At 61.6% G+C, this 9,539-nt stretch carries 11 protein-coding genes and 2 pseudogenes; 9 read left to right on the top strand and 4 right to left on the bottom strand.

What is annotated here, in order from left to right; all coding sequences use genetic code 11:
- Positions 1–138: hypothetical protein (locus tag EGJ22_RS26710; RefSeq protein WP_177432074.1), on the top strand; the 138-nt coding region annotated here is incomplete at its 5' end.
- A gap of 135 nt (positions 139–273) precedes the next feature.
- On the opposite strand, the pseudogene EGJ22_RS24995 reads toward EGJ22_RS26710, so the two are convergent.
- Positions 274–594, bottom strand: a pseudogene (locus EGJ22_RS24995) (LysR substrate-binding domain-containing protein); the annotation flags it as partial.
- A gap of 135 nt (positions 595–729) precedes the next feature.
- On the opposite strand from EGJ22_RS24995, the gene EGJ22_RS24990 reads away from it, so the two are divergent.
- A complete protein-coding gene (locus tag EGJ22_RS24990; RefSeq protein WP_029887996.1) occupies positions 730–1,347 on the top strand; it encodes a dTMP kinase in 618 nt (205 codons plus the stop codon).
- An 81-nt stretch (positions 1,348–1,428) separates the two neighbouring features.
- On the opposite strand, the gene EGJ22_RS24985 is transcribed toward EGJ22_RS24990, so the two are convergent.
- Entirely contained in the window at positions 1,429–1,860 is a 432-nt protein-coding gene (locus EGJ22_RS24985) for a DUF4440 domain-containing protein (RefSeq protein WP_009684820.1), read from the bottom strand.
- A gap of 146 nt (positions 1,861–2,006) precedes the next feature.
- Here EGJ22_RS24985 and EGJ22_RS24980 point away from each other — a divergent pair, with 146 nt between their 5' ends.
- The 4 genes from EGJ22_RS24980 to EGJ22_RS24965 all read left to right on the top strand — a co-directional run bounded on the left by EGJ22_RS24980 (position 2,007) and on the right by EGJ22_RS24965 (position 4,688).
- Positions 2,007–3,353: a dihydroorotase gene (locus EGJ22_RS24980; protein WP_125920447.1), complete on the top strand. Its 1,347-nt coding sequence runs from the start codon at positions 2,007–2,009 to the stop codon at positions 3,351–3,353.
- A gap of 30 nt (positions 3,354–3,383) precedes the next feature.
- Entirely contained in the window at positions 3,384–3,788 is a 405-nt protein-coding gene (gene dksA / locus EGJ22_RS24975; protein ID WP_009684822.1) for an RNA polymerase-binding protein DksA, read from the top strand.
- A gap of 342 nt (positions 3,789–4,130) precedes the next feature.
- Positions 4,131–4,502 carry an AraC family transcriptional regulator gene (locus EGJ22_RS24970; protein ID WP_050492257.1) on the top strand — a complete coding sequence of 124 codons (372 nt, stop codon included), beginning with the start codon at positions 4,131–4,133 and terminating at the stop codon, positions 4,500–4,502.
- Between the two features lie 9 nt (positions 4,503–4,511).
- Positions 4,512–4,688, top strand: a complete 177-nt coding sequence (locus EGJ22_RS24965; RefSeq protein WP_009684824.1) for a helix-turn-helix domain-containing protein — start codon at positions 4,512–4,514, stop codon at positions 4,686–4,688.
- On the opposite strand, the gene EGJ22_RS24960 is transcribed toward EGJ22_RS24965, so the two are convergent.
- Positions 4,689–5,171, bottom strand: a complete 483-nt coding sequence (locus EGJ22_RS24960; RefSeq protein ID WP_009684825.1) for an Lrp/AsnC family transcriptional regulator — start codon at positions 5,169–5,171, stop codon at positions 4,689–4,691.
- A gap of 180 nt (positions 5,172–5,351) precedes the next feature.
- Here EGJ22_RS24960 and EGJ22_RS24955 point away from each other — a divergent pair.
- From EGJ22_RS24955 to EGJ22_RS24950, 3 genes and pseudogenes are all read left to right on the top strand, one after another.
- A pseudogene (locus EGJ22_RS24955) lies at positions 5,352–6,393 on the top strand (zinc-dependent alcohol dehydrogenase family protein).
- Positions 6,394–6,806: 413 nt separating this feature from the next.
- Positions 6,807–7,511, top strand: a complete 705-nt coding sequence (locus tag EGJ22_RS26705; protein WP_223809592.1) for a Plug domain-containing protein — start codon at positions 6,807–6,809, stop codon at positions 7,509–7,511.
- The gene (locus tag EGJ22_RS24950) at positions 7,397–8,857 is read left to right on the top strand and encodes a TonB-dependent receptor (RefSeq protein ID WP_223809591.1); all 1,461 of its coding nucleotides are present in this window, start codon (positions 7,397–7,399) and stop codon (positions 8,855–8,857) included. The genes EGJ22_RS26705 and EGJ22_RS24950 overlap by 115 nt, the downstream gene beginning before the upstream one ends.
- Positions 8,858–8,927: 70 nt before the next feature.
- On the opposite strand, the gene EGJ22_RS24945 is transcribed toward EGJ22_RS24950, so the two are convergent.
- The coding region (locus EGJ22_RS24945) for a TonB-dependent receptor domain-containing protein (RefSeq protein WP_125920446.1) at positions 8,928–9,539 on the bottom strand (612 nt) is incomplete at its 5' end.

Here is a 9,539-nt window from a genome sequence, read left to right as displayed (position 1 = left end):
AGCGCCGACGGCCTGCTGCCGCTGCTGGAGCACTGCATCAAGACCCCAGGCGTGCACGTGATCGACTGCCCGGTCGACTACAGCGAAAACGACCGCATCCTCAACAGCGAGCTGCGTGAGCGCGCGCTGGCGGTCTGAGCCTGGGCAGCCCACCTCGGTGGGCGCGTCCTGGCGCCGTGTAAGGGCCAGCGCAATGCGGCCCTGAGTCTCCAGCTGACGCTTTGGGGCTGCCTGCAGGGTGGCCCCAATCATTACACCCGCAGATAGCTGCGCTCAGCCCTCAGCCCGAGGGCCCCGCCAGGCGGCGGCAGACAACCGCTCGACAAAGAAATCGGCCAATGCCTGTACCTTGCGTGGCCGACTCCGCGCCGAAGGGGTGACGAAATACAGGCCGCCCTGGGTCATGCTCCATGCCGGCAATACCCGTTCCAGGCGGCCATCGGCCAGGTAGTGCGCCGCAATGAACTCTGGCAGTTCGGCAAGCGCGACACCTGCCAGCAACGGCGCCACCAGTGCATCCGAGTTGGTGACCCGCAGCGGTGCTCGCGGTGTTACATCCTGTTGCGTGCCATCGGCGTGGGTAAAACGCCTGACGGGGGCGGCACCCGCGCGCTAGCGAACGGGCCGCCTGTCCCGGGTGGGGTACAAATGTACTCCTTGAGGGAAAGCGCTTGAAGCGGGGTGTGATCAATGCTCTCATCCCGCGCTTGCGCTTATGGGTTTTGAACGATGAACCGTCCGCTGTTTGTTTCTCTCGATGGCCCTAAAGGCACCGGCAAGACCACCTTGCTGGAGGCCGTTACGCAAGCCCTCAGGCTGGGCGGGCACAAGGTGGTCCGCCTGTGCGAGAGAAACAACGATCCCTACCGCGGCGATACCATGGCCTTGGTCAACAGGCTTGCCCGCAACCCTTGCCAGGCGCTGGAGCATGAGGTTTGCCAACGCTTTGCCGACAGCCGTGCCTGGATTTCCCGAAACGTGCTGCCCCGGCAACCGGCCGGCAGCATCATCCTGATCGATCGCTGGTACCCGTCGGACGCAGCCTTCCGCCGCAGCGTGCCGTTTGCGCAGATCCTGCAGTTGAACCTTGAGCGCGGCGTGCAGGTGCCGGACCTGCACGTGGGCGTGGTCACCGCCGCCGAAACCTCCTGGGCCCGGGCGGCTGCGCGCACCCGCGGGCTGCGCAGTACCGTCATCCACACCCTGGATGAACAGGTAGCCTGCACCGAGGCGTTCGAACGTGCGGTTGCCGAACAGGGCTGGGTGCTGTGCCGCAATGAAGGCACGGTCGAGCAGGCCAGCTGCCAGATCGTGGCTGAAATACACGCAGTGCTGCGGCAGCTGTAAGGCCCACCGAGCTACCCTCGGCGGTAGCTGCACCTCGTGCTCGCGGCGGATGCGAACCTCGGCCGCCTGCTGGCACCACCCTCAGGCCTCGATCGACGAGTGGTGCCCGGTGATCAGCCACTGGTCGTCGATCCGTTCAAAGGTGAACAGGAAGCGCGCGGGCACCACCCGCTGAACGCCTGCTTGGCGATAGACGAACGTATAGAGCCCACCGACCACCACGGTGCCGAGCTTGCGGCTTACCCGTTTCTTGAATACCTGGATGTCACACACCAGCCCATCATTGGCCAGGAAGTTGTCGAAGTAGTTGCGACGGCTGTCGTCGCAGTCCCGTACCTGGTTCGACAGTGTCGGCACCAGGATCGCATCTGGTGCATAAAGCGCCAGCACCTGGTCGACGTCACGCGTGGCGACCGTCGCCGCCCAGCGATAGAGCGCAGCCTTGGCCCCCGCCAGGCAGGCCAGTTCAGTGTCGGCGTAGGGTTCGGCGGCAGAAGTGTGAGAAGCGCGCATGCGGATTACCTGTAATGCAAGAAGAGGGTGACGGGGAAATACCCACTGGCATACAGTGTTATAACATAACATTTTAGCAGTGAGTGATGGGTCATGTCGTTCCGGTTCAAGCAGCCAGCCAGTGTCAGCCACGGGGACGCGCGTTCATGAGCCGTATCCTGATCAGAAATGCCCGCCTGGTGAACGAGGGCAAGGTGTTCGAGGCCGATGTCTTCATTGCCCGCGGCCGAATCGACAAGATCGCCGCCAGCATCGAGGGCATGAATGCCCCTGTGGAGATCGATGCCCAAGGCCGCTGGCTGGTGCCTGGCATGATCGACGACCAAGTGCACTTTCGCGAACCCGGCGCCACGCACAAAGGCTGCATGGCCAGTGAGTCACGCGCTGCCGTGGCCGGTGGTATCACCAGTTTCATGGACATGCCCAACACCAGGCCGGCCACCTTGACGCTGGCGGCCCTTGACGACAAGAAGGCCCGCGCTGCCAGCTCATCGGTTGCCAACTACGGTTTCCATTTTGGGGTGAGCAAGGACAACCTGGAGACCGTTGCCCGTCTGGATCCCCGGCAAATTGCCGGGGTGAAGGTATTCATGGGGGCCTCCACCGGCGACATGCTGGTTGATGACCCCAGGGTGCTCGAGCGGCTTTTTGCCTGTGTACCGACGGTGTTGCTGGCGCATTGCGAGCATACCCCTTCGATCATTGCCAACGAAGCCCGCTACCGTGCGCAGTTCGGCGCAGGCATCACGCCAGCGATGCACCCGCTGATACGCGATGCAGACGCTTGCTGGCGCTCGTCCAGCCTGGCGGTCGAGCTGGCAAACCGTTTCGCTACCCGTCTGCATGTGCTGCACCTGACCACTGCCAGGGAGTTGCGGCTGTTCGAGCCTGGCCCGTCGGCCCACAAGCTGATCACCGCTGAGGTGTGCGTCCACCACCTGCTGTTCGATGACCGCGACTACGCAAGCCTGGGCAATCTCATCAAGTGCAACCCGGCGATCAAGACCACTGCAGACTGCGACGCGCTGCGCCAGGCCTTGCTGGAGGACCGCATCGATGTGATCGGCACCGATCATGCCCCCCATACGCTGGCAGAGAAACAACAGCCTTACGGCTTGGCACCTTCCGGGTTGCCGTTGGTGCAGCATGCACTGCCAGCGCTGTTCGAGCTGGTCGAGCAGGGGCTGCTGCCGATCACCCAGCTGGTGCGTAAAACCAGCCATGCGGTCGCCGACCTGTTCGCGATAGAGGCACGTGGCTACCTGCGCGAAGGCTACTGGGCTGACCTGGCCTTGGTCGAACGCCTCGACGCACCCAGGCCGGTTGGCCTCGACCCGGTCCTTGCCCGCTGCCAGTGGACACCTTTGCAGCACCACTGCCTGCGCCATCGGGTCACGACCACGATCGTGTCCGGCCAGTTGGCCTGGCATGAGCACAACTTGAACGCGCACTGCCAAGGCTTAACGCTGGCGTTCAATGGCCAGCGGCGCTGAAACGCAACCCTCCACGCGAGAACGACTGCAATGACCGAAGACCAATTGCTCCGCATGCCTGAAGCGGCCTATATGGACGCTGCACAGCTGGCCTTTTTCCGTGATCTGCTGCTGGTACAGCGGACTGAGCTGCAAGCGCGAATTTCCCGTGAGTTCGAGTTGATGCAGCAGTTCGAACCCAGCAGCGACCCCTCCGACCTGGGCACCGTGGAAGAGCAACGGCACTGGCAACTGCGCTTGCTGGAGCGGGAGAAAAAGCTGCTGGACAAGATCGACGAGGCTTTGGAGCGCATTGCCCGGGGTGAGTACGGTTGGTGCAAGGACACTGGCGAACCCATTGGTCTCAGGCGCTTGCTGCTGCGCCCGACAGCCACGCTGTGCATCGAAGCGAAAGAACGTCAGGAACGCCAGGAGCGGCATATTCGCGAGGATTGAACAGCCGTCAGCAAGGTAGCCAAAGGGGCGCGTCACCGCAGCGTTGTAGGCGGGTCTCGCGATGGCCGGCATTCACTCCCCCGGCTGATTGCTTACAACGTGAGCACTCACAACAACAATAAGAGTGGCGCGCTGTGACAACCATGGCCTCTTGCAACGGCGTTGCCCATGCGGTTTCGTTGCTGCGTACCTATACACAAGCCGCGTTCAGCTTTACCGCAGACCAGGTCGAGGCTTGCGATGCGCGGCAGGCGTCGGACGTGCTTGCAGCCAATTACAGCGCGAACCGGCTCGCCGTGGACAACCGCTCAATTCCCCCTGGCGCTGATCGAGGTGGCTTGCGTGGATTTCCACGGCTGCATGCCGGCCAGGCCACTGCGATTCGATGCAATGTTGCAAGCCGGCGGTACGGCGCAGATGCGCTGGATCGGCTTTCTCAACCTGTTGATGACGTACATGATCGGCCCAGAGCCTACGCCCGATGCTCGCACGCTGGAGTTTCTGCAGCAAAGTGCGCTGTTCATCCTCATACACGCGCTGCATGCCGATCACGGCGCCGGGTTCGGTCCGCAACCCTTGATGCCCCGGCATGTGAAGCGTGCCGAGGGGTATATCCGTGAGCACCTGCGCGACGATATCAAGCTGACAGACATTGCCAGCGCAGCGGGGGTCAGCGTGCGCTCCTTGAGCGAAGGCTTTCAGCGCGCGCTTTAGCAGTCTCCCATGCAGTACGTCAAGGCGCTGCGCCTGGATGCTGCACGCAATGAGTTGCAGTGCAGCGGCTCGGACCGGCTGGTGTCCGAGGTTGCCGAAGCCTGGGGGTTCAACCACCTTGGCCGTTTCAGCGAGCAGTACCGCCGGCGCTTCGGCGAGTTGCCGTCCAGTACCCCAAGGGCCTGATCAAAGGCTCAGGAGTTCGGCCACGGGGAACTGGTTGGTTGTTTTCATCTCGCGCAACGACAGGTTGGACCTGATACTCGCCACGCCGGGCAACTTGCGCAGCACCTTGTCGATGAAGCGGCTATAGCTGTCCAAGTCCCGGGCGACAACTTGAAGCAGGAAGTCGGCTTCGCCCGTGGTGTTGTGGCAGCTCAGCACCTGCGGAGCCGCCGCGATGATCTTTTCGAACTTCGCGGTCGCCTCTTCGCTGTGGTCGGTGCAGGAAATCTGCACGAACGCCATCACCCCCAAACCCAGCTTCTTGCGGTTGAGTATGGCCTGGTAGCCCTCTATCACGCCGCTCGCTTCCAGCCGCTTCTGTTTCCTCCAGCATGATGCCTCACTCAGGCACAACTGCTCGGCCAGCTTGACGTTCGACAGCCTGCCGTCACGTTGCAGCCTGTCCGCTATTGCAATGTCTACTTTGTCCAGTGCGTCGGCCATGCGCCAATCCTTCACAATCAATGAGCTTTTTGAAGGTTTATTTCACTTGTGCACCCATGTCAACCGAACTCTGAAAGGTAATTTCAGCCGTTTTCTTCATACTGATAGCCGCCGGAAAGCGCTGCTCGGGCGCTGCCGGAAGCACGACTCATCCAACCGTTTTCAGCAGGGGTAAACGTCATGAAAGCTGTCGTCTACGAAGCCTTTTCTCAGCCACCGCGCTTGATGAATATCGCCGATCCAAGCCCGGAGCGGCATGGTGTGGTGATTGAAGTCAAAGGCACAGGCGTGTGCCGAAGCGACTGGCATGGATGGAAAGGCCACGATCCCGACATACAACTGCCCCACGTTCCAGGCCATGAGCTGGCAGGCGTGGTCGCCGCCGTAGGCGGCGATGTGACCCAGTGGAAGGTGGGTGACCGGGTAACCGTTCCGTTCGTAGGCGGCTGTGGCGCCTGTGCGCAGTGCCACAGTGGCAATCAGCAGGTGTGCTACACCCAGTTCCAGCCCGGCTTTACCCACTGGGGGTCTTTCGCTGAATACGTGGGTATCCATCAGGCTGACCTGAACCTGGTGGCCCTGCCGGAAACCATGGACTATGCGACTGCAGCCAGCCTGGGTTGCCGCTTCGTCACTTCATTCCGCGCGGTGGTGGACCAGGGCAGGGTCGGCGCAGGCCAGTGGGTCGCGGTGCATGGCTGCGGTGGCGTGGGCCTTTCGGCGGTGATGATCGCCCAGGCCATCGGTGCCAACGTGGTTGCAATCGATATCGCGGATGACAAGCTGGCACTGGCGCGGGCACTGGGCGCCGTGGCCACCATCAACGCCAGTCAGGTAGCGGACGTGACGGAGGCGGTGATGGAAATCACCCCGGGGCGGCGCACATGTGTCGCTGGACGCATTGGGCCACCCGACCACGTGCTTCAACTCCATCAACAACCTGCGCCGTCGCGGCCGGCATGTACAAGTCGGGCTGATGCTGGCAGACCACGCCCAGCCTGCGATCCCCATGAGCAAGGTGATTGCCCATGAGCTGGAAATCTACGGCAGCCATGGCATGCAAGCGCATCGCTACGATGCCATGATGGAGATGATCGGTTCGGGCAAGCTGGCCCCTGAAAAGTTGGTGGGCAAGACCATCAACCTGGCGCAGTCCATCGACGCGTTGATGAACATGGACCGCTTCGATACGGCAGGTGTGACCGTGGTCACCGAGTTCTGATGGGGCAGCAACGGTGGGCTGGTACGGGTTACTGCCCGCGCTGGCCGTAAATAGCGGGCAAAAGATAGCCCGCTGCTAGACGGGCCAATGGGAACTGCTATCACACGTAGGGATGGCTCAACGATCGCCCATCGCTTGTGAAAAATGAGTCAAAAAAAGGTGCCGAGCTTGTGATTCCGCTGGGTGGGATGTATGGGTGGGGCCTCATGCTGCTGCCCAAGCTCGAATCCGCTCGAACCGGGTAGCTTCTGCTGGAATGGGCTCACGCGATACCGGGTGGGGGTATGCCGACAGCAGCCTAAGCTAGTGGCGCAAAAGGTTATGGTATAACATAAATCAGCGCAGCACTGGCCTTTGGCCTTGCCGTGCATTTGTCTGCCATACAACAACCCATGCCCGACTCAGGACTATCCATGCGATTCCCCCAAGCATCGTTTGCCATTTTCACGGCAATGTTCACACCTGACCTTGTCGCCGGACAAACCGGCAACTCGACCATCACGCTCGGTGACGTGAACATCACCCAGACCACCGGCGTAGCCTTGAGCACCGAAAACGTGCTGACCTCGGTCGACGTTCTTGGCAGCGACCAAGTGCGCGACAAGAACGTGATGAACAGTTGGCAGCTGTTGGGGCAGATGCCAGGCATCCAGTTGACCGAAACCGGCCAAGGTGCAGAGTCTGGCAAGGTCAGTTTCCGTGCGTTCAACGGCGAGGGCTACATCAACGGCATCAAGACGTTGATCGATGGCGTGCCAAGCAACGTCAACAGCGGCAACCAGCGCTTCATCGACATGATTTTCCCGTTGGACATCGAATACATCGAGGTGGTGCGCGGTACCAACGACCCGCGTTATGGGCTGCACAACATCGGTGGCAACATCAACTTTGCCACACGCCAGGGCGGCAACTATGTCGATAGCCGTGTGACCTACGGCAGCTTCGATACCCGTGAAGTGCAGTTGCAGTCGGCCACGAGGAGGGCAACTTCGCCCAGAATTACATGCTCGCCAAGCAGGACAGCAACGGCTACCGCGACCACAGCAACTCGAACAAATATGCGTTGGGCGGCAAATGGTTTGTCAACAACGATGACCAGACCTTCCGTGTCGGGCTGATTGCCCGGCTTTATCATCATCAAGCCCAGGAGCCGGGCTTCCTCACCCGTGACCAACTGCACGCCAGCCGCACCCAGTCACCTGCCAAGAACGGCAATGATGGTGACGACCGCGACATGAAGCAGGTGAGCGTGCACAGTGACTGGCAGCTGGCCGATGACCTTGGCTTGAGCAGCAAGCTGTACTACAACAGCTACAACGATGACCGCACTGTCACCTTCACCGATTACCGGCCTGGCAACGCACCTCGCCAGCGACGCCAGTGGGACGAGCAGCAGCGCGGCATGCTCAGCAACCTTACCTGGCGCGCCAACGAGTTGCTGACGCTCGATGGCGGCATCAACTACGAAGAGCAGGACAACCTGTACCGTCGTCTGCGCTACAACTACGGTGTGCCAACCGACTTCGACGCGCCGCCGGCGCGCGTGCAAAATGACGACGCTTACACCCTGCGCAATATCGGCGGGTACGTGCAGGCGGTCATTCAGCCTACCGATGCGCTGAAGATCATCCCTGCCATGCGGGTGGATAAATTCTCCGGCAACACCGAGGTGCTCGGTGGCGCCAAGGCATCCCTGCAGGACTATGGCTGGATCCGCCAACCGAAACTCAGTGTGATCTACAGCCTCACCCCCGAAATCGACGTTTACGCCAATTGGGGGCGCACCTTCCAGGTGCTCACCGGCTCCGCGGAACCGGCTTACCTGCTGCCCGGGCAAGCCTCGTACGACCCGTCCATCAACACGGGCAAGGAGGTTGGGGTGAAATTCCAGCCGTTCCCGGGTGCCCAGGCGCGGCTTGCGCTGTGGCAGCAGGACGCGACCGATGAAGTCGCGAACATGCCCAGCACCGGTACCACGGTGGGGCTCGGCGAAACCCGCCGCCGTGGCGTGGACATGCAGATCAGCGCACAGCTGGATGAACAGTGGACGGTCTGGGCGTCCCACGCGGTTCAGGAGGCGAAAGTGGTCAAGGGCCTGGCTGCCAACGGTCAGTCGCTGTCAGGAAAAGAAGTGTTTTCCACCCCTCGCTACATCAGCAATGTGGGCGTCGAGTACCGCTACAATGACGACTGGAAGTTCGGCGCGCAGGGGCGGGCACAGGGTAGCTACTACATCGATGAGCTCAACGAGCAGGGTAAGTACGGTGGCTTCGTGGTCGTGGATGCCAGCGTGAGTTACCGGATCACCCCGTCCACCAGCGTGGATCTGCAGGTGAAGAACTTGCTGGGCCGCGAATATGAATATGTCTGGTACGACAACTTCTTCTGGGGCGGCAACGACCAGCCCATGTTCTCGCCCGCCCCAGGCCGTTCGGCATTCGTGTCGTTGAACATGAGCCTGTAACAGGCTGGCCGTGCCACAGGCGAGCGTCTGCTCGCCTGCTCGGCGCCAGCGTGGCCAGCCCGCTTTGCCATCAGAAGTCGAACGTCACACCGGCATAGAGTGCGCGCCCGTCACCGGGGGCGTGCAGCGAAGCGTGCGCCCCATCCGGGTCGTACCAGGCGTACTCGTAATAGCGGTTGGTCAGGTTTTTCAGCTGCAGGTCCACGCTCATCGACGCTTTGACCTGGTAGGTTGCCCCCAGGTTCAGCAACACATAGCCACCGTAGGTGCCTTGGGTGTTCTCGCGCTCCAGGTAGTAGTGGGTCTGGCCGTTTGCCCAGGCGCTCAGTTGCAGGGCAGGCGTGGCCTGGTAGTTGATGCCGGTATTCCACAGGTGGTGCGGCACATGGTCGATCTCTTTGCCTTTGCTGCCAGGCAAGGCGCTGCTCGGCTCGAGGATCTTCGAATATTGCCATGAGTACGACATCCACATCTCGGTGCGTTCGCTCGGGTGCAGGTCGACCTGCAGGTCGTAGCCCCAGCGCCGTGTCTCACCAACATTGTCCGACTCCCCGCTGGGGTCGTTCAGGCGACGGCTCACTTCGCCAGAGGCGTCCTGACGCCAGTAGGCCAGGCGGCCATCGACCCAGCTGGCCGGGGTGAACTTGATGCCGGTTTCCCAGCCTTCGTTGATCGAAGGAGC

Origin of the sequence: Pseudomonas sp. p99-361 (genome assembly GCF_003935475.1) — a bacterium.
Classification (GTDB): Bacteria; Pseudomonadota; Gammaproteobacteria; order Pseudomonadales; family Pseudomonadaceae; genus Aquipseudomonas; species Aquipseudomonas juntendi.
Note: the sequence above shows the minus strand (reverse complement) of the source record. Positions and strands in the feature narration are given on the sequence as shown.

Coding starts and splice junctions, on each gene's coding strand:
- EGJ22_RS24965 (WP_009684824.1), top strand. CDS start 4,512: ATGCAGTACGTCAAGGCGCTGCGCCTGGATGCTGCACGCAATGAGTTG.
- EGJ22_RS24960 (WP_009684825.1), bottom strand. CDS start 5,171: ATGGCCGACGCACTGGACAAAGTAGACATTGCAATAGCGGACAGGCTG.
- EGJ22_RS24950 (WP_223809591.1), top strand. CDS start 7,397: ATGCTCGCCAAGCAGGACAGCAACGGCTACCGCGACCACAGCAACTCG.
- EGJ22_RS24990 (WP_029887996.1), top strand. CDS start 730: ATGAACCGTCCGCTGTTTGTTTCTCTCGATGGCCCTAAAGGCACCGGC.
- EGJ22_RS24980 (WP_125920447.1), top strand. CDS start 2,007: ATGAGCCGTATCCTGATCAGAAATGCCCGCCTGGTGAACGAGGGCAAG.
- dksA (WP_009684822.1), top strand. CDS start 3,384: ATGACCGAAGACCAATTGCTCCGCATGCCTGAAGCGGCCTATATGGAC.
- EGJ22_RS26705 (WP_223809592.1), top strand. CDS start 6,807: ATGCGATTCCCCCAAGCATCGTTTGCCATTTTCACGGCAATGTTCACA.
- EGJ22_RS24985 (WP_009684820.1), bottom strand. CDS start 1,860: ATGCGCGCTTCTCACACTTCTGCCGCCGAACCCTACGCCGACACTGAA.